General features: G+C 38.0%; 19 protein-coding genes and 3 pseudogenes. 13 read left to right on the top strand and 9 right to left on the bottom strand.

All coding sequences use genetic code 11. The features are described 5' to 3' along the window. Positions 1 to 673: 673 nt before the first annotated feature. The 4 genes and pseudogenes from WH390_RS14665 to relB form a co-directional block, all read right to left on the bottom strand. Positions 674 to 1,672, bottom strand: a complete 999-nt coding sequence (locus WH390_RS14665) for an IS110 family transposase (protein WP_395971452.1) — start codon at positions 1,670 to 1,672, stop codon at positions 674 to 676. A 510-nt stretch (positions 1,673 to 2,182) separates the two neighbouring features. Beyond that, a pseudogene (locus WH390_RS14670) lies at positions 2,183 to 2,496 on the bottom strand (transposase); the annotation flags it as partial. A gap of 189 nt (positions 2,497 to 2,685) precedes the next feature. Beyond that, on the bottom strand, positions 2,686 to 2,949 hold the full coding sequence (locus WH390_RS14675) for a type II toxin-antitoxin system RelE/ParE family toxin (protein WP_202962599.1): 264 nt from the start codon (positions 2,947 to 2,949) through the stop codon (positions 2,686 to 2,688). Continuing rightward, entirely contained in the window at positions 2,936 to 3,178 is a 243-nt protein-coding gene (gene relB, locus WH390_RS14680; RefSeq protein WP_026824132.1) for a type II toxin-antitoxin system RelB family antitoxin, read from the bottom strand. The genes WH390_RS14675 and relB overlap by 14 nt, the downstream gene beginning before the upstream one ends. 147 nt (positions 3,179 to 3,325) lie before the next feature. Here relB and WH390_RS14685 point away from each other — a divergent pair, with 147 nt between their 5' ends. Continuing rightward, complete coding sequence (locus WH390_RS14685; RefSeq protein WP_395971455.1) at positions 3,326 to 3,466, top strand: hypothetical protein; 141 nt, start codon at positions 3,326 to 3,328, stop codon at positions 3,464 to 3,466. A 9-nt stretch (positions 3,467 to 3,475) separates the two neighbouring features. On the opposite strand, the gene WH390_RS14690 is transcribed toward WH390_RS14685, so the two are convergent. Both WH390_RS14690 and WH390_RS14695 read right to left on the bottom strand, forming a co-directional pair. Continuing rightward, on the bottom strand, positions 3,476 to 4,444 hold the full coding sequence (locus tag WH390_RS14690) for an IS110 family transposase (protein WP_032115191.1): 969 nt from the start codon (positions 4,442 to 4,444) through the stop codon (positions 3,476 to 3,478). A 454-nt stretch (positions 4,445 to 4,898) separates the two neighbouring features. Next, a pseudogene (locus WH390_RS14695) lies at positions 4,899 to 5,893 on the bottom strand (IS110 family transposase). A 234-nt stretch (positions 5,894 to 6,127) separates the two neighbouring features. On the opposite strand from WH390_RS14695, the gene WH390_RS14700 reads away from it, so the two are divergent. From WH390_RS14700 to WH390_RS14730, 7 genes and pseudogenes are all read left to right on the top strand, one after another. Beyond that, on the top strand, positions 6,128 to 6,307 hold the full coding sequence (locus WH390_RS14700) for a hypothetical protein (protein ID WP_395971589.1): 180 nt from the start codon (positions 6,128 to 6,130) through the stop codon (positions 6,305 to 6,307). Between the two features lie 239 nt (positions 6,308 to 6,546). After that, a complete protein-coding gene (locus tag WH390_RS14705) occupies positions 6,547 to 7,464 on the top strand; it encodes an Rpn family recombination-promoting nuclease/putative transposase (RefSeq protein WP_395971457.1) in 918 nt (305 codons plus the stop codon). A 3-nt stretch (positions 7,465 to 7,467) separates the two neighbouring features. Beyond that, complete coding sequence (locus WH390_RS14710; protein WP_395971459.1) at positions 7,468 to 7,821, top strand: hypothetical protein; 354 nt, start codon at positions 7,468 to 7,470, stop codon at positions 7,819 to 7,821. A gap of 82 nt (positions 7,822 to 7,903) precedes the next feature. Then, a pseudogene (locus WH390_RS14715) lies at positions 7,904 to 8,898 on the top strand (IS110 family transposase). Between the two features lie 259 nt (positions 8,899 to 9,157). Next, a complete protein-coding gene (locus WH390_RS14720) occupies positions 9,158 to 9,502 on the top strand; it encodes a ProQ/FINO family protein (RefSeq protein ID WP_395971461.1) in 345 nt (114 codons plus the stop codon). A 210-nt stretch (positions 9,503 to 9,712) separates the two neighbouring features. After that, a complete protein-coding gene (gene parM, locus WH390_RS14725; protein ID WP_406850751.1) occupies positions 9,713 to 10,666 on the top strand; it encodes a plasmid segregation protein ParM domain-containing protein in 954 nt (317 codons plus the stop codon). Positions 10,667 to 10,675: 9 nt separating this feature from the next. Then, on the top strand, positions 10,676 to 11,029 hold the full coding sequence (locus WH390_RS14730; RefSeq protein WP_395971465.1) for a plasmid partitioning/stability family protein: 354 nt from the start codon (positions 10,676 to 10,678) through the stop codon (positions 11,027 to 11,029). A gap of 103 nt (positions 11,030 to 11,132) precedes the next feature. Here the strand turns inward: WH390_RS14730 and WH390_RS14735 are convergent, their stop codons facing one another. Beyond that, positions 11,133 to 11,357, bottom strand: a complete 225-nt coding sequence (locus WH390_RS14735; RefSeq protein ID WP_406850752.1) for a hypothetical protein — start codon at positions 11,355 to 11,357, stop codon at positions 11,133 to 11,135. 34 nt (positions 11,358 to 11,391) lie between these two features. Here WH390_RS14735 and WH390_RS14740 point away from each other — a divergent pair, with 34 nt between their 5' ends. Together WH390_RS14740 and WH390_RS14745 are read left to right on the top strand one after the other, a co-directional pair. Continuing rightward, positions 11,392 to 12,036, top strand: coding sequence for a DNA methyltransferase (locus WH390_RS14740; RefSeq protein ID WP_395971467.1), 645 nt, complete (start codon positions 11,392 to 11,394; stop codon positions 12,034 to 12,036). A gap of 13 nt (positions 12,037 to 12,049) precedes the next feature. Further along, the gene (locus tag WH390_RS14745; RefSeq protein WP_395971469.1) at positions 12,050 to 12,271 is read left to right on the top strand and encodes a hypothetical protein; all 222 of its coding nucleotides are present in this window, start codon (positions 12,050 to 12,052) and stop codon (positions 12,269 to 12,271) included. A gap of 105 nt (positions 12,272 to 12,376) precedes the next feature. On the opposite strand, the gene WH390_RS14750 is transcribed toward WH390_RS14745, so the two are convergent. After that, positions 12,377 to 12,652 (bottom strand): DUF4282 domain-containing protein, encoded by a 276-nt coding sequence (locus WH390_RS14750; protein WP_395971471.1) that lies wholly within the window; start codon positions 12,650 to 12,652, stop codon positions 12,377 to 12,379. Positions 12,653 to 12,685: 33 nt separating this feature from the next. Beyond that, on the bottom strand, positions 12,686 to 13,162 hold the full coding sequence (locus tag WH390_RS14755; protein WP_395971473.1) for a lytic transglycosylase domain-containing protein: 477 nt from the start codon (positions 13,160 to 13,162) through the stop codon (positions 12,686 to 12,688). A 491-nt stretch (positions 13,163 to 13,653) separates the two neighbouring features. Between WH390_RS14755 and WH390_RS14760 the strand changes: the two genes are divergently transcribed. Genes WH390_RS14760 through WH390_RS14770 form a run of 3 tightly spaced genes read left to right on the top strand, consistent with a single transcriptional unit; the run spans position 13,654 to position 16,820 of the window. Continuing rightward, complete coding sequence (locus WH390_RS14760) at positions 13,654 to 14,049, top strand: hypothetical protein (RefSeq protein WP_395971475.1); 396 nt, start codon at positions 13,654 to 13,656, stop codon at positions 14,047 to 14,049. A gap of 50 nt (positions 14,050 to 14,099) precedes the next feature. After that, the gene (locus tag WH390_RS14765) at positions 14,100 to 14,597 is read left to right on the top strand and encodes a TIGR00645 family protein (RefSeq protein ID WP_395971477.1); all 498 of its coding nucleotides are present in this window, start codon (positions 14,100 to 14,102) and stop codon (positions 14,595 to 14,597) included. Positions 14,598 to 14,627: 30 nt separating this feature from the next. Beyond that, complete coding sequence (locus WH390_RS14770; protein WP_395971479.1) at positions 14,628 to 16,820, top strand: ATP-dependent RecD-like DNA helicase; 2,193 nt, start codon at positions 14,628 to 14,630, stop codon at positions 16,818 to 16,820. Positions 16,821 to 16,900 lie beyond the last annotated feature (80 nt).

Consider the following 16,900-nt stretch of genomic DNA (forward strand, 5'->3'; position numbering starts at 1 on the left):
GCTACTGTGATTTACACATAAAAATACTGTGATTTACACATCAGGTACTGTGATCTACACATAAAATACTGTGATTTACACATAGCTAGGCGAAAAAAAATCTTATTTATTATATCCTTGCGTCCGTTTTTTCCCTCTAACTTGTTTTAACTTATACATAACTAGTCTTTTAACCGAGTTTCACCCCCTTGAACCTGTGGATAACTTCACTTCCAGAAGACCTGCCAATGGCAGATTTTTACTCTTTCCTGATAAAACGCTCCCTGCCAATCTCAGACATCAGTGTGAACGTGCTTCAATCAGCATTGGGTGATCTTCCGCTTCCTCGCTTTTGCTGTTCGTTCCTCGTCGCTACGCGCCTGCGGTACGCCTCAGCAAAAGACTGCGGCGAGCAACTGTCTTGAAGACAAATTCTTATGTCATAAAACCTTTACAGCTTTAATCGAAAGACAACAGAGTGACAGAGCCTTTTTTACCATTAGTGAAATTCCGCTTCCTCGTCTGTTCGCTCGCGGTGCTCGGTCACTTCCTGCGGCGAGCGGGGCGATTTATCAGGCTGTGATCTTATCTGTTCAAACAGGATAAGCCTCGTTACCGTTTTCTGTCAGTTATAAATCATTTTTATCAACGACGTGAGTGTACACAATCCCGTCTATCCAGTTATTTCATGATTTCAGCCCTGACTAACAGTAGAAGCGTTTTTATCGACAATATCATTGTTCCATAATGTTCCATCTCTTATCATCGCATTAAGAATGGTTAATAGTTTTCTCATGCAAGCAACAATCGCCACCTTCTTAGGTTTCCCTGCCTGAACTAATCGAGTGTAAAATGCCTTGATAACCTGATTAAAACGGGTGGCCACTAATGTCGCCATGTACAAGGTGGTACGCGCCCTCCGCCGACCACCTTGAATGGTTCTTTTTCCTCGCATGCGACCTGAATCACGGTTCATAGGCGAAACACCAACCAATGCACTAATTTCCCTACGAGATAATTTTCCTAATTCAGGAACTTCAGCTAGCAAGGTCGCTACACTTACAGGTCCAATACCCTTAACGCTATTTAACAACTCTGCACCTGCTTTGAAGTTTTTTTGGATATACTGAGCCATCTCATCGGTGATATGCTCAAGTTCCTTGTTTAGAGCTTTAACGATAGTGTTAATACTTTTTTGAGTTTGAGAGTGACTTCTGGACAACCGATTACGTTCGGCAACCAGCATTTCAACCAATTGGCGCCTTCGCGTGACCATGGCAGCTAGCATGAGTTCTTCAGTCTTAGGAAGAGGACGAATAAAACGTTCACGCTCTGGATGCCGGTCGACAACATCACCCAACTGGGCTAACATCTGTGCATCGATACGATCCGTTTTTGCTAGACACCCCATGGTGCGAGCGAAAGCACGGGCCTGACGAGGATTAATGACCACCACGCTCAATCCAGCAGCTTGCAGAGCACAAGCAGCAGCAGCCACAAAACCTCCTGTAGCTTCCATTATGACCAACGTGATCGGATGCTTGGCTAATTCAGCCAATAGCAGATCAAAACCTTTAGAATCGTTAGAAACTCTGAACGGTGATTTAGTCTGACCTATCGCTATATCCAAGGTCGCTTTAGACACATCAACACCAACAGTGACCTGAGGGTGAATTGGATTTGGCTGACTCATATTTACCCTTCCTTGCAGATACGAAGTGGATTCAAACAACTGTTCGGGCTTTAGATGAGAGGCTCGGTACATGCGCTATTTGCTCGCCGACGGGCTTTAATCCCTTGGGTGGAGACGTGCTGCATGACCGCGCCAAATCTAACCACAAAACGATATTACTAAATTTCCTAGATACAAGCGGTGAGAGTTACAAGAACTTATTCTTTTTCGATTTAGATGCTTATCAGGGCATAGAGGTATGAAAATCCCTAATAGTGCAAAATACATAACCTATAAATCAAATTTAAGCCCCCTAGAAAGCCTGTAGTGGCCTTTTCTCCGTTTTAAACAGGCAAAGAAGACATTGGAAGTGTAAAAGACCGCTAAAGGGGCTTAGGTGAGATTTTAAAAGACATAAGGTCATCCGTGCATTGATTAAAGAAAATCCCGACCAACCATTGACTTTACGACCATTTGGTCATATAATGTTTTTATTCTCTTTAAGGGATAAATCAAACTGTAAAACAACGCCACGATTTTGAGTTTTGATTGTCGAGGATGAAGTAAGCCGCGGCTTTTTTTAATATGTCATTATCCCTCTGAGCACGCTTAAGTTTTGCTTCTAATTCTTGTATGCGCTGTTGCTCGGGCGTTAACGCTTTTGATTTTACAGGCGTATTCCCATTCAACTCGGCAAGATATTGTTGCTTCCAGCGCGATACGGCAGATTTACCCGCACCGGATATTTTTTCAACTTGGATATTGCTATATCCACCTTCAACCATGAGTTTTGCATATTCCAGTTTTTGCTTTGCGCTAAAGGTCACTTTTACTTTTCGTGGCATGTTTATACCTATAAGATTTTGCTTAATTATAAGCTATAAATCTCTACAGTTTTATTAGACCACTACACCCGAAAAACCAGAATAGACAAAAGCCCCTCAAGGGGCATCCTGTTAGCAGCGTCAGTTAAACCCGTAAATTTCATCACCGATTGCCTGTCCATGCCACTTTTGAGCATTTGTTTTGCAATCTCAACGATAAATATCTTTTCTGTGACCAATATCTATTATTAGAATAATTGATTCTTTATCTTGAATATTTACCACAATTCGATAATTCCCGACCCGATAACGCCATAAACCTTTTTTTTCTCCATTTAAAGATTTTCCATAAATTCTTGGGTTTTTGGTATTAATCAGGTTTTTATTTATCCAGGATAAAATAAATAATTGGTCTGATTTACTGATTCCTTTTAAAGTTTTTACAATATTTTTATGATATTTAACTGTGTACATCATCAAGACCTAAATCAGAGATTAGCTCATCATGATTAATAACATCATCATCAGTCATTTCTTTCATGATTTTATTTGCGCGCTGATAAAGCTTGATATCAATTTCATTTTCAATACGTTCAAGCGCTGACTGTCTTAACAGATTTGAAACAGAAATACCGTTAAAATCCGCAAAATCTTTCAGCAATTCTTTATCTTGTTTGGATATTCTAATGGTTAAATTTTCCATTTGCTCACCTATAATGTAATTGCATTGCAAATACATTATAGGTTAGTGATAACATTTAAGTCAATGACTCGTAGTGACTGCTCCCCACCCTATCGGGCAAGGCTTCCCACTTCGTAGGCCGCAACCGACTGTAGTGGTGACCAGGAAATGTTGCAATCTATCAAAATCATCGAAAAATTTACACCATTACCAAAGAAAGTGGATGTTTTACGTAAACGAACGGTAGACAGTGAAGATGAATCAACGGTTACGGTTACCACTGCCCACAGAGCAAAGCAACTGTCTTGAACAGTATATTTATGGAGCAACGTTATGATACGACTCATCCCATTCTTGGTTCTTTCTGAGAATCGCATTCAGGATAGTCAGCAGTTTGCGCATACAGGCAACCAGCGCCACTTTTTTGGCTTTTCCTGCTGCAACCAGCCGTGTGTAAAATGCTTTTATCACCGGATTGAAACGAGTTGCAACCAGTGCAGCCATGTACAAAGAGGTTCGAACTCCGGCCCGACCGCCAAAAATGGTTCGTCGGCCACGCATGGTTCCCGAGTCTCTATTAACAGGAGCTACCCCAACCAGCGCACTGATCTCCCTGCGCGAGAGTTTCCCTAACTCAGGGACTTCTGCCAGCAATGTAGCAGCAGTCATCATACCAATGCCTTTGATAGTACTTAGCCGCTCTGCAAGCTCGTTGAAATGATCAGTAATATGCTTATGCATATCCTCGTCAATCCGTTTAAGTTCATTTTCTAGTGCATTGATGATGTTACTGATGCTTTTTCTGTTTTGCGGGTGAGATGGATGCATCCGGTTTCTTTCAGCTACAAGCATTGCAATCAGCTGGCGTCTGCGCACCACCATAGCAGCAAGAATCTGACGCTCTGCATCAGGAATAGCCTGGATAAAACGTGACCGCTCAGGATGGCGGTTAATGACATCAGCCATCTGAGCTAAAACTCTGGCATCTATTCTATCAGTCTTTGCCAGATAGCCCATGGATCGAGCAAAGTCTCTGGCTTGCCTGGGATTGATAACGGCAACATCAAAACCTTCAGCCTGAAGAGCGCATGCAATCGCTGCCTCGAGACCACCTGTAGCTTCCATCAGAATCAAGGCTATGTTGTTCTTTTTCAGTTGATAAATGATGGTATCGAACCCGTCAGGGTTATTGCTGACTCTGAACTGCTCAATGTTATTGGTGCCTGCAATATCCAATGAAGCTTTAGAAACATCAATTCCTACACAAATTGGATTTAGCTGACTCATATTACCCATCCTTGCAAATACGTTATGAATTACGGACAACTGTTCGGGTTTCAGATGAGTGGCTAAGTGTATGCATCATTCGCTTTGCTACGGGCTATAAACCCCAGGGACAATCGGATTACATACACCTTGCCAAATCTAATCGCTATTATTATAACCAAATTTCAAGATACAAGTTACCGTCTTGAAAGTCAACCTTAAAAACTAAAAATAACCCATGAATTTAATTCTATAATTTTAGGTTAATTCCGCTTCCTCGCCCGTTCGCTTGCTCTCGGACTCCGGTGAGCGGATAGAGTTAGCTTAGAGGAGGTTTTGTCGCTTAAAGCCAAAACTGGGTTTGCGTTATCATCCGTAAATTGATTTTAAGCCACCTAGGAAGCCCGTAGCACCATTTTCTCTATCTAAGACATCCAAAGTGCCACCTAAAATCTAAGATGGCTCAAACTCGATTTTATGAATTCAAAGTTGGGCTTGAGTAGTTTTGGTCATAAGCTAGACCCGTTTTCAATACTCCATAGCACAGGTGAACTAATTTCCTCATTGCTGCACCTAGAGCTGACATTTTTGACTTACCTCTTGTTAATAGACGATCATACAATGACTTAATATGTCGGTTATGGCGTATTGCTGTTAGAGCTGATAAATATAATTTAGCGCGAATTTCAGATGGTCCTATTTTAGATAGATGGGCACGCCCGTTAACAGAGGTACCTGATCGGCGTTCTACAGGCACTAATCCTAAATAAGCAGCCGCCTGCTCAGCACTATTAAAATCATGACCGCGTAATACCATCAGCATATGACTTCCTACTTGAGTCCCAATTGATTTGATTGATGTCAGTAACTCCATGTCTTTTTTCAACTCAGGATGGTTATTGATATGCTTGGAAATCTCAGATTCAATAGCCAATAACTCTTTTTCTAATACTTTTATGCACTTAACAAGTGATTGCCTAACAACTTTTGGCGTAGGCGTTGTTAAGGTCTTTTCCTGACGGTTTTGTTCACGTAATAAATCAGCTAAAAGCGCTTCTCGACGTTTGATTAATGATTTCAATGCTCGAATTTCTAGTGATGGAGCTATCCATGCTGAAGGCTTTTTAGCTCCCCATAACAAGCTAAAACGAAGGCATCCACTCTATCTGTTTTAGTTAAAATACCCATGCCTTTTGCAAACTCTCTTATACGATAAGGATTTACGATGGAAACATGAATACCCATATCATAAAGTTCGGTGCAGAGTTGTTCGTGATAAGTTCCTGTAGATTCAAGAGTAATTCTTACATCTTCGAGTAAGCATTTTTGTGTTTTCAGCCACTCTATCAATGTGTTAGCTGAATGTTGATCATTTTTAATGACTTTGTTTTTTTGTTTTCCCTCAATACCCTTAGCTAACAGGCAGATATCTAGCTTTTTTTTACTGACATCTATTCCGATTTGATACATGAGAATACTCCTTTCACATAATAAACCATCATGCCTATTCCCCTTGTACATACAGAGTCAATGCTCTCGGTAACCGTTCAATCTAAATGCTGGCATGAAAGGAGAAACAGAGGGCTTTAACTAAAAAACAAGGTTGTCCCATTGGCGGAGTCACAAGCTCACTCTGTTTCATGTGATGGTAGCTAATCATCACAAATAACAAGATACAAGGGACTGGAGTGGGATATTGTCGAAATCAATAATGACTTCCCGAATAATCTTTTTGACCCTAATATGGACAAAGCAACCTTGAGAGACGAAGTCAATTTGCTGTATGTCTCAGCGACCCGAGCTAAGAAGACGCTTATCATCAATAAATTGTTGGTAAATATTCTGGCCAACGTTGCTGAGAATGAAAAAACGGCACAGGATTAATTTAGAAACACTTCTAAAACGGCCTGTAATCGATTTTGAGCGGTTTTCCTGTGATTAACCATGATAAAGATACCAATAATAAAAAATAAACGCACCCGAGAAGATAGGGCGCGTTTTTGTATGGCTGGATTATGATGAACAAGACAGTATCTGATAGGTAATGAATAAATAGCGTATTTAATATAGCGGGTTTGTTTGCCATAATTCAATCTTACGCGAGCAATTATTGAAGATATCGGATGAGTAAAAAATTCACCCCAACGCCACACGACAGTGTATTCAAGCAGTTTTTAAGTGAAAAAGAGACCGCCAAAGATTTTTTCGATATTTGGTTGCCTGACGAGATTAAGGCTCTATGTAACTTAGATAGCATAAAAGTGGAATCTAGCTCATTTGTCGATAGCGAGATGAAAAACTACCAGAGTGATATTCTTTACTCAGTCAGCACCTCAAAGGGAAGCGGATATATCTATGTATTGATTGAAGCTCAATCCACCCCTGATAAGCTTATTGCATGGAGATTGATGCGTTATAGTATGGCTGCAATGCATAAACATTTAGAAGCGGGTCACAAAGAGTTGCCACTCGTTTTTCCCATCCTGTTTTATACAGGTGAAAAAAGCCCTCATCCCTATAGCATGAATTGGTTGGACTGTTTTCGTGACAGAAAATTAGCTGAGAGTATCTATACACAACCGTTTCGATTAGCGGATGTTACAACTTTAGATGATGGTCAAATTATGCAACATAAGCGAATGGCTTTGTTGACACTCATCCAAAAACACATTCGACGACGGGATATGACAGAGCTTTTTGATGAAATTGTGACACTGCTGTCGTATAATTATTATACCGATAATCAAGTTATCACCCTGTTTAATTATCTCATCCAAGAAGGAAATGCTCAAAAGCCAATGGAATTTATCACTGAGATAGCTAAACAATCCGAGAAACATGAAGGAGCACTTATGACTATTGCTCAACAAATTGAACAAATGGGTATTCAAAAAGGCAAACTTGAAGGCATTCAAGAAGGTGAAAAACAGGCTTCGATGAAGATAGCCCGCCAAATGCTCGAAAGTGGCATGGATAGGCAATCTGTAATGAAATTTACGGGCTTGGATGATGCTGAAATGAGTAACCTGTTTAAAGATTAAACCATGACCGACCGCCAGAAATTAACCCTCAATCGCCCAAGAAAGGCTTCACCAGAAGAACAGACCTCAAGTAACCCTGTTTACGGTAAAAAGGTCTGGGTCAATACTACGCCGAAAAAACAGGCAAAAAAGCCTCATCCTCCCAAAGTAGGAAAACAGCAGCCCAAGAAACTAGCTGTTAAACCTAAACAGGAAGTGAAGGTTAAAATTCCAAAACCACCCATACCGCCTTGTATCTTGTTATTTGTGATGATTAGCTACCATCACATGAAACAGAGTGAGCTTGTGACTCCGCCAATGGGACAACCTTGTTTTTTAGTTAAAGCCCTCTGTTTCTCCTTTCATGCCAGCATTTAGATTGAACGGTTACCGAGAGCATTGACTCTGTATGTACAAGGGGAATAGGCATGATGGTTTATTATGTGAAAGGAGTATTCTCATGTATCAAATCGGAATAGATGTCAGTAAAAAAAAGCTAGATATCTGCCTGTTAGCTAAGGGTATTGAGGGAAAACAAAAAAACAAAGTCATTAAAAATGATCAACATTCAGCTAACACATTGATAGAGTGGCTGAAAACACAAAAATGCTTACTCGAAGATGTAAGAATTACTCTTGAATCTACAGGAACTTATCACGAACAACTCTGCACCGAACTTTATGATATGGGTATTCATGTTTCCATCGTAAATCCTTATCGTATAAGAGAGTTTGCAAAAGGCATGGGTATTTTAACTAAAACAGATAGAGTGGATGCCTTCGTTTTAGCTTGTTATGGGGAGCTAAAAAGCCTTCAGCATGGATAGCTCCATCACTAGAAATTCGAGCATTGAAATCATTAATCAAACGTCGAGAAGCGCTTTTAGCTGATTTATTACGTGAACAAAACCGTCAGGAAAAGACCTTAACAACGCCTACGCCAAAAGTTGTTAGGCAATCACTTGTTAAGTGCATAAAAGTATTAGAAAAAGAGTTATTGGCTATTGAATCTGAGATTTCCAAGCATATCAATAACCATCCTGAGTTGAAAAAAGACATGGAGTTACTGACATCAATCAAATCAATTGGGACTCAAGTAGGAAGTCATATGCTGATGGTATTACGCGGTCATGATTTTAATAGTGCTGAGCAGGCGGCTGCTTATTTAGGATTAGTGCCTGTAGAACGCCGATCAGGTACCTCTGTTAACGGGCGTGCCCATCTATCTAAAATAGGACCATCTGAAATTCGCGCTAAATTATATTTATCAGCTCTAACAGCAATACGCCATAACCGACATATTAAGTCATTGTATGATCGTCTATTAACAAGAGGTAAGTCAAAAATGTCAGCTCTAGGTGCAGCAATGAGGAAATTAGTTCACCTGTGCTATGGAGTATTGAAAACGGGTCTAGCTTATGACCAAAACTACTCAAGCCCAACTTTGAATTCATAAAATCGAGTTTGAGCCATCTTAGATTTTAGGTGGCACTTTGGATGTCTTAGATAGAGAAAATGGTGCTACGGGCTTCCTAGGTGGCTTAAAATCAATTTACGGATGATAACGCAAACCCAGTTTTGGCTTTAAGCGACAAAACCTCCTCTAAGCTAACTCTATCCGCTCACCGGAGTCCGAGAGCAAGCGAACGGGCGAGGAAGCGGAATTAACCTAAAATTATAGAATTAAATTCATGGGTTATTTTTAGTTTTTAAGGTTGACTTTCAAGACGGTAACTAAAAAGCGGTTGCCGTTAGAGGAAGCGATTTCACAAATTAGCACGTTTTGGCCTAATCTTTTCCCTGATGGCAAGTTGTGCCCAATGAAAATTGGTATCCAGCAAGATATGTGGCAAGAAGTGAAAGAAAAGGGTTTCCCAATAGCCAGAAGGCGTTTAAGCGCCTGTTTAGGCAGTATTGGTCATCATGCTGATTATCGCGCACTTATCCAGTTAGGTGCGTTTCGTTATGACAAAGACGGTCAGATAGCCGGAGAGGTCACTCAAGCGGATGTTGCGGATAATTTGCAACGTTTAGCACGGCGAAATAAATCCAACCCATAACCATAATGAAAATTCTTAAATTTTCTTCATATATCACCTATTTTTTGTTTTAGGATTTCTTATTATTTCTTTAATTTCGATAATTGAGAATTAAAAATAACAATTAGTTAAATATTAGATAATATATTTACATTAATCTCTTTTTTTATGTTATTATGATAATATAAAATTTCTTTTTTAATAAATTAATTTAAATAAGTGAGATTTTTTATGCTCAGTGTAATGTGTGATGATGGTTCTACCTGTGTGAAATTAGCCTGGCTAGAAAATGGGAATATTAAAACCCATATTTCACCTAATGCTTTTAGAGAAGGATGGAAATCAGAGGCGTTTAATCAAGTGTTGAACTTTGACATCGATGGGAAAAAGTACGCTTTTGACAAGGGACATAATGCAATTCTTTCTACAACAAACATAGCATTTCAATACAGCGATCTTGATTTGTTGGCGATTCATAAAGCGTTATTAACATCTACTCTATCTCCACAGGAAATAGAAATAACTGTCACATTGCCTATTAATGAATTTTTTCATCAGGATGGGCAAAAGAACATGGCTAACATTGAACGAAAAAGAAATAATGTTTTAAGGAAAGTAAAAGTAAATAATAATCAATCATTTGAAATAAAAAGTGTTTTTGTAATGCCAGAGTCAGTTCCTGCCGTTGCAGAAGAATTGAAAAAAGATGATGTTTCTCCATTGGAAAAAAGCATCATCGTCGATCTGGGTGGCACTACTATGGATTGTGGTATTATAACAGGTGGTGAACTGGACGTATCTGAGGTTTATGGTAATGCTTCAATTGGTACTCGTAGTGTTGCTATTGCCATTATTAAAGCGATGGGGATCGCTGATAGTGATATTAACGAATATGAAGCTAATGCTATTTTAAGTTCTGAAGATAAGAGAAAAGAGATAAGTGCAATTATTAATAACCGTAGCATGATTGATCATGTCATGACCGAAATTAATAATGCGATTGAGAACTACGCTAAAAGTGTGATTAGTCAAATAGAACAACTTCAAAAAGTCAATCGCATTTATTTAGCAGGGGGTGGTGCTGAATTGATTGATAATTACGTAACTGCTCATTTTCGTAATAAAAAAGTTAGAAAATTGGATGATGCTCAACTTGCTCTCGTTAAAACCCTCGTTTACGTATAAGGCAGATGTATGAAAGAGAGACGAAAAATACAATCTTATCTGCGTCCTGACATATATCCTCAAGATGATGAGGCGTGTAATTTCATGGATAAATTACCATTAAAAATGCGAGGGGAATTTATTAGGCAAGCAGTGGTTTGTGGTGTTGCTTTAGCTGAAGTAGATACACGTTTACCCGCAATTATTTCTAGCCTTTATCGACAAGGAATAACAGGAGATGAACTTATCGCTTTGATAAAACAGGTTGTTGGCGTTTTTGAAAAGACTCCTAACGAAAAAAAGGAGCAAGAATTAACGCCCATTAAAGATAACCAGGTTGGTAATAATAAAATCATCGATAATTTAAAAGGCATGAAGTCTTAACAATAAGGATGTCGCCGCTAATGGCGGCTCCGCTTATGTTTCCCTACAGGGTGTTAAAAGCACAGTGAAAAAAAGCGTATCGCTTAAATAGATTGAATTCCGCCTAGAAATAAGATTTATCAATCGCATTAATTTTAAATTTGAAGGACTCCCTTACTGCCCGATGCCAGCTTGTCATACGCCCATTTTTAGGGGACGGCAAGCCTTCAAGTGGCTTTCGCGGCATATCCTCGCCACACATGGCTCCGGTATTCCACGGTCCACTTGACCCCAAATGGTCAATGGCTTCGTGGCATCGGGCAGTAAGGGAACGGTGACATGGGGTCACCTCCTGCTGTCCCACTAAATAGGAGACACCTGAAATGTCCCGATTTATACAGGGTGACAGCCAGAAAATTATGTCAACTTTTCCTGATAATGCAATCGATTTTATTCTCACCGATCCGCCTTATCTGGTTGATTACACGGATCGCTCAGGGCGTTCAATTGCCAACGATAAAAATGACGAATGGCTAAAGCCTGCCTGTCAACAAATGTTTCGCGTATTGAAACCCAATAGCCTGATGGTCAGTTTTTACGGCTGGAATCGGGTTGAGAAATTTGTTGATGCCTGGAAAAAATCCGGCTTCCGTATTGTGGGTCATCTCGTTTTCAAGAAACGCTATACGTCAAAAACTGGTTTTTTGGGGCACAGCCACGAAAATGCTTATCTGTTGGCTAAAGGCCGTCCCGTGATGCCCGTAAAGCCAATGAAAGACGTACAGTCATGGCAATATACAGGCAATATCTATCATCCAACTCAGAAGCCTGTCAGTAGTTTACAGCCACTCATAGAATCTTTTACGCAACCTAACGCTATTGTACTCGATCCGTTTGCTGGTTCTGGCTCTACCTGTATCGCTGCTGCGCTTTCAGGACGGCGTTACATTGGTATTGAGCTTCTCGCTGAATATCATGCCATTGGTCAACAACGTATTGCCGCTTTGCGTGCTTGTCGTGCAGCCTAAAGAGGAAATCAAAATGAATTATTCTGGTCATGAAGTGCTACGAAAAGAGGTGGCTTTACTCGTTGAGAAAATGGATATGTTTTATATGCAGCTTTTTGAATTTGAGCGGAAATATTTATATAACGCTGACGAACTTACCGAGCGTTTAGCGGCGCAACTGATTAAGCCGATTAAAAATCAAATGCAAGAGATTTATAAACAAATCATTGCGTTGGACAGTGCTTTTAAAGATTAATAGAAAGGGCGGTATATCCGCCCAGTTTCATTATTTATCTTTTCGTGGGCTATTTATTTTAAAATCAGCAGTCACTTGGCGTAATTAATCGTTAAATGAATTATGCTATGGTTTTATTTTTGTATTTTCAGCTATTTCTTTAAGTTTGGCGTAAATGTTAAATAATAAAATAATTAATTCACAAGAAACCCTTACACCAATAAGACCAATAAAAATTGTGCTTAATCCACCTATAAAACCTGAGAAAAACCCACCTAAATGACTACCAGCAAAAATAGCAGCAATTCCAGAAAATAAAACAGCAATTATACCAAGCCAATAAAAAATTATTATAATCTTTGGCGTTATCATTTTATCTAAATTTAATAAAGATTTTAACATGGTTATTTCCTCTTTTTTATTTCTCTGAGTTGGTTAATAAATTGTATTCTCATTCATTTTTCCAGATTTTATTTTCTGATAATGTTGATGAATTTTTCTGGCATAGTGGTAACGATTTTTAATTGATGTATTGGTATTTTTTATTCCAGCGTTATACATCCCTACGGCTAGCCAATTTTTTCCGTAGAGAGCAAAGTTACGACTTAAAATCATTGCCCCAATATGAATATTTAAACAAGGATAATTGATTAAGTCACTTTCTGTTAACGTAGGGTATTCATTTTTAATTGCGTTAAAGGTTTTGCTATTAATCTGCATAATCCCTAAATCTAACGAGCCATCTTTATTTTTGTTTTTTGCTTTAGCATTAAAATTAGATTCTTGTCTGGCAATCGCTCTTAAATAATCGGGGTCAATTTGATAATAAATTCCTGCTTTATCAAAACAATCGGCAAGCGATATTTTTGAAATAACAAGACAAAATAGCCATATTAAATTTTTAATTTTCATCACGTAGCTCTTTATTCAAAATCAAGAACAATTCGGCATATTGTCGCCCCTATAAAGCAAAAGCATTTTTCAAAGATATTCCAATCATAATTTTCAATGTTACCTCACCAAATCCGCTTTTTCTACCAATAACTTACACACCACACGCAAAATATATATTTTTCTTTAATTATATGAAATATAGTCTTTTTTTAGTGAATTATATATTTTTATTTATTAAATATAGAATCTATATAGAGTCTAATAAGAATCTTTATAGCATCCTTATGTTTTATATAAATATTATATTAAAAGAATCTCATAAGAGTCCTTATAGATTCTTAAATGATTCTTTTGTTTTTTAATTAATATACTGATTTTACGTCATAATTAATTTATTTAAAAAATAGATTCTATTTAGACTCTAATTGGAATCTAAAAAGATTCTTTTGTAAAATGTATTTTAATGTAAAATAATAGTTATTGTGTAAACTAATCATTAAGGTTTTTTCATGGAAAATACTAAAAATAAATATCGCTTATCTTTACCCATACCTGATTCTATTCTGAAACAAATAGACGAATTCGTTGAAGATAAACGCGCCGATGGTGAACCTAATTCTACTTCAAATCGCACTGTTATTGCGATGGAGATGTTAAAAATTGGTTGCCTTGTTATGCAAAAAAGAAAGGCGAATAAAGACAATGAAGAACCACAAATTACGCTAGATGATAAACTTACTTTAATTGCTCAATCCGTTTTAAAGATGGAATTTATGGAAAATCTTTTGTTTTATGCAACGAAGAAAAATCAAGAAAAAACTTCATTATATATGTCAGATGAAAATCATAAAAAGTATCTGGAAGAGATAGAATATAAGCTGAGTTATTTTTTTAAACGGAAATAATATTTTTGATAATTTTGATCAAAATTTTAAAATAAAGGAAAGCTAAAAGAATGGAAAAATCTATTGAAAAAATCATCTATGCATCAAGATGGTTATTATTTCCTGTCTATATTTGGTTGTCTTTTGGATTTATTTTACTCACTTTAAAGTTTTTTCAGCAGATAATTCATGTCATCCCAGAACTTTTTGCTATCACTGAATCTGGATTAATTTTAACGGTTTTATCGCTGATTGATATTGCGCTAGTTGGGGGGCTTTTAGTTATGGTTATGTTTTCAGGTTATGAAAACTTTATTTTAAAAATGACCGTCAATGATAAACATCAAAAATTAAGCTGGATGGGGAAAATGGACGTTAATTCCATTAAAAATAAAGTGGCCTCATCGATTGTCGCCATTTCTTCCGTTCATCTTTTACGACTTTTTATGGGAGCAGAAAAAGTGGCGGATAATAAAATAATGTGGTGTGTTATTATCCATCTGGCTTTTGTTGTCTCTGCATTTGGTATGGCTTATATTGATAGAATGAGTAAAAATTCTAAAGGATAATTTTTAATTATATTCCCCTTGAGATAGTTCATGCAAAATAGTCAATCTCAATCACCGCAATCCCTTGAAGGTGTTGTTGAACGCGTCACTTTTCATAGTGAAGCTTCTGGTTTTTTTGTTATTAGAGCTAAGGTTTCCGGACATAAAGATTTAATTACTGTAACGGGTAATACTGCTTCTATTACTGCAGGGGAATATATTGAATGTATGGGTATCTGGCTTAACGACGTTAATTATGGCCTACAGTTTAAAACCCATCATATAAAAACTATTGTTCCTACCACTCTGGAAGGCATGGAAAAATATTTAGGTTCAGGTATGGTCAAAGGGATAGGCCCCGTTTTTGCCAAACAACTTATCAAGTCCTTTGGTGCCGATGTTTTTGATATTATTGAACACCACCCTGATAAATTACTTGAAGTTGAAGGCATTGGAAAAAAACGCCAGCAAAAGATTCGTTCTGCTTGGGCAGAACAAAAAGTAGTCAGGGAAATTATGGTTTTCTTACAATCTCATGGGGTCGGAACTTCAAGAGCTGTTCGTATATATAAAACCTACGGTGAATCGGCAATTTCTAAAGTATGTGAGAATCCTTATCAACTCTCGATTGATATCTATGGTATTGGGTTTAAAACAGCAGATCAAATCGCACAAAACCTAGGCGTCGATACACAATCTCTGATCCGTGCTCAAGCCGGTATCCGGCATGTTTTACAGGAGTTGTCTAATCAGGGACATTGTGCAGAAGAACAAGAAGCATTAATTAATAAAACCCATCGCCTACTGAATATTCATGAAGACATTATACGCCAGGCCATTGAGATTGAATTAACAGAACGCCGGCTGGTTTTACAATCGGTTGAAAATGAAATCTGGGTATTTTTGTCGTCATTATCTTTTGCTGAACAAGGTGTTGCGGGTCATTTAAAGCGTTTGATTTCTGGAAAACTTCCCTGGGAGAATATCGCACAGGAAAAATCCATTCCCTGGGTTGAGAAACAAAATAAGATAACGTTATCCGATTCGCAAAAGACCGCTATCGAAAAAACCTTAAACAGCAAAGTGAGTGTTATAACAGGCGGGCCTGGCGTTGGTAAGACTACGGTGATTAACAGTATCCTACATATTATAAAAACTAAAGGAATAAAACTGACGCTTTGTGCGCCAACTGGACGGGCTGCTAAACGATTGAGTGAATCAACCAGAAAAAATGCCACTACGATTCATCGTCTTCTGGATTTTGATCCTTCACAATTTGATTTTAAACACAATGCTGATAACCCTATTGATACCGAATTACTGGTTGTTGACGAATCCTCAATGATTGACATTGTATTGATGAATAAATTACTACGGGCATTACCTGACCATTCAGCGTTGCTGTTGGTAGGGGATATCGATCAGCTACCATCGGTAGGACCCGGGAATGTCTTATCTGATATTATTCATAGTCAGCAAATCCCTGTTAGTCGATTAACCGAAATATTCCGGCAATCAGCTTGTTCTAAAATTATCACCAGTGCTCATGCTATTAATATGGGGCGCTTCCCTGAAATTGTGAAAAAAGGCGAGGAAAGTGATTTTTTCTTTATTCATTCGGAAGATATTGAAGATATCAAAAATAAACTTCTAAATATTATCTTACATCGATTACCGATGCGGTTTGGATTTGATCCGGTCAGGGATATCCAAGTATTAACTGCAATGAATAGGGGCGGAATTGGCGCGCATAGTATTAATGACATGTTACAATCTCAGCTTAATAATAATGACACTTCCTCGAAAGTGACACGTTATGGCCGGACGCTTTCTTTGGGTGATAAAGTTATTCAATTAGTGAATAATTATGATAAAGATGTTTTTAATGGTGATATCGGAATTATTACGTTAATTGATACGGTTGAATCTGAAGTGATCATCGATTTTGATGGCAGAACAATCCGGTATGATTTTAATGAGCTTGATGAGATATCCTTAGCTTATGCAACAACCATTCATAAGAGCCAGGGTTCTGAATATCCTTGTGTTGTGATTCCGATAGCTATGCAGAACTATCTTATGCTTGAACGAAATTTGATTTATACTGGGGTCACCAGAGGTAAAAAAATGGTGGTTATCATTGGACAAAAGAAAGCACTTAGTCTCGCTATCAACAAACAGAACTCGATTAAACGAAAAACATGGTTGTTAACACGATTAAAAATCGCGTTCGATGAATCATAATGCTGTTTTCAAAGAAGATTCTTTAATAAAATCGCATTACCCCCTCATTTAGAAAAAATGCCGCCGATATAGAGGGGTGC

Origin of the sequence: Candidatus Arsenophonus nilaparvatae (assembly GCF_045346035.1) — a bacterium.
In the GTDB taxonomy this organism is placed as follows: Bacteria; Pseudomonadota; Gammaproteobacteria; order Enterobacterales; family Enterobacteriaceae; genus Arsenophonus; species Arsenophonus nilaparvatae.

Coding starts and splice junctions, on each gene's coding strand:
- WH390_RS14665 (WP_395971452.1), bottom strand. CDS start 1,672: ATGAGTCAGCCAAATCCAATTCACCCTCAGGTCACTGTTGGTGTTGAT.
- WH390_RS14675 (WP_202962599.1), bottom strand. CDS start 2,949: ATGTACACAGTTAAATATCATAAAAATATTGTAAAAACTTTAAAAGGA.
- relB (WP_026824132.1), bottom strand. CDS start 3,178: ATGGAAAATTTAACCATTAGAATATCCAAACAAGATAAAGAATTGCTG.
- WH390_RS14685 (WP_395971455.1), top strand. CDS start 3,326: ATGTTGCAATCTATCAAAATCATCGAAAAATTTACACCATTACCAAAG.
- WH390_RS14690 (WP_032115191.1), bottom strand. CDS start 4,444: ATGAGTCAGCTAAATCCAATTTGTGTAGGAATTGATGTTTCTAAAGCT.
- WH390_RS14705 (WP_395971457.1), top strand. CDS start 6,547: ATGAGTAAAAAATTCACCCCAACGCCACACGACAGTGTATTCAAGCAG.
- WH390_RS14710 (WP_395971459.1), top strand. CDS start 7,468: ATGACCGACCGCCAGAAATTAACCCTCAATCGCCCAAGAAAGGCTTCA.
- parM (WP_406850751.1), top strand. CDS start 9,713: ATGCTCAGTGTAATGTGTGATGATGGTTCTACCTGTGTGAAATTAGCC.
- WH390_RS14730 (WP_395971465.1), top strand. CDS start 10,676: ATGAAAGAGAGACGAAAAATACAATCTTATCTGCGTCCTGACATATAT.
- WH390_RS14740 (WP_395971467.1), top strand. CDS start 11,392: ATGTCCCGATTTATACAGGGTGACAGCCAGAAAATTATGTCAACTTTT.
- WH390_RS14745 (WP_395971469.1), top strand. CDS start 12,050: ATGAATTATTCTGGTCATGAAGTGCTACGAAAAGAGGTGGCTTTACTC.
- WH390_RS14750 (WP_395971471.1), bottom strand. CDS start 12,652: ATGTTAAAATCTTTATTAAATTTAGATAAAATGATAACGCCAAAGATT.
- WH390_RS14755 (WP_395971473.1), bottom strand. CDS start 13,162: ATGAAAATTAAAAATTTAATATGGCTATTTTGTCTTGTTATTTCAAAA.
- WH390_RS14760 (WP_395971475.1), top strand. CDS start 13,654: ATGGAAAATACTAAAAATAAATATCGCTTATCTTTACCCATACCTGAT.
- WH390_RS14765 (WP_395971477.1), top strand. CDS start 14,100: ATGGAAAAATCTATTGAAAAAATCATCTATGCATCAAGATGGTTATTA.
- WH390_RS14770 (WP_395971479.1), top strand. CDS start 14,628: ATGCAAAATAGTCAATCTCAATCACCGCAATCCCTTGAAGGTGTTGTT.